This is a genomic window from Paenibacillus sp. KS1 (genome assembly GCF_001680695.1).
In the GTDB taxonomy this organism is placed as follows: domain Bacteria; phylum Bacillota; class Bacilli; order Paenibacillales; family Paenibacillaceae; genus Paenibacillus_B; species Paenibacillus_B suaedae.
In genome coordinates this window covers 1-753 of sequence record NZ_MAIS01000277.1, presented here as the reverse complement: position 1 = coordinate 753, position 753 = coordinate 1, and the positions used below count along the sequence as shown (strand labels likewise).

Below are 753 nucleotides of genomic sequence, written 5' to 3'. Positions count from 1 at the left end.
TAGGCTTTAGCCAGTTGAGAGCGTGAAACGGGCGAAACAAAAAAACCACCTGCTATGCGGGTGGAGGGATCAAGGGTTTGACCACCAAGACCAATGCGATAACATTGAGATGTTCAGGCTGGGTGGAAGGAATGGTCTTAGTTGGCAAACAAGAACTATAGTTTTTCGCACACAAAGTGGATGTCAAATACCACATTGTGTTCACCCCGAAGTATAGACGGAAAGAAATCTATAATCAAGTAAGGAAAGACTTAATCGAAATCTTTAAACGCTTATGCAAGTATAAGGGAGTAGAACAAGAGAAACTTGTCGAAGCAGTAGATGGTTTAGGAGTTATAAAAGAAACGCCTTCGTTTATGAGTAAGCATAAAGATTTCATAAAGCTAGCAGCGAATCATATATCGGTAGTTTCTCCATCTTTGCCTGCGATCACAAAGTTTATGTAATAAGTGTTAGTTCGTTAGCACCCACGATCTCTGGTTGGCCTATTTTCGTAGGTGTATTAAGCCGGAAGTACGTGCGGCTTTTAGGGGGAAAACCTCGGAACAAAAACTGTTCACCTGCACCCCCAATGACCATGTTTGAGCTGGTTGAGACATTGAAGATCTCGTTTCACAGGCGAAGCAATGGGTTTGGAGTCATCGTGGGAGTGTTGGTGAGTATCATTCAGGAGGTCATTATGGTACCAGTAATAGGAGAATGGATGTATATCAAAGGGAAACGGTGTCATTCAAGCCTTTTTAGGGAGAAATG

Annotated in this window: 1 pseudogene; it reads left to right on the top strand. The window is 42.5% G+C overall.

Annotated features, from left to right (window positions below):
• Positions 1 to 180: 180 nt before the first annotated feature.
• Positions 181 to 296: pseudogene (locus BBG47_RS28290) on the top strand (transposase); the annotation flags it as partial.
• Positions 297 to 753: the final 457 nt, after the last annotated feature.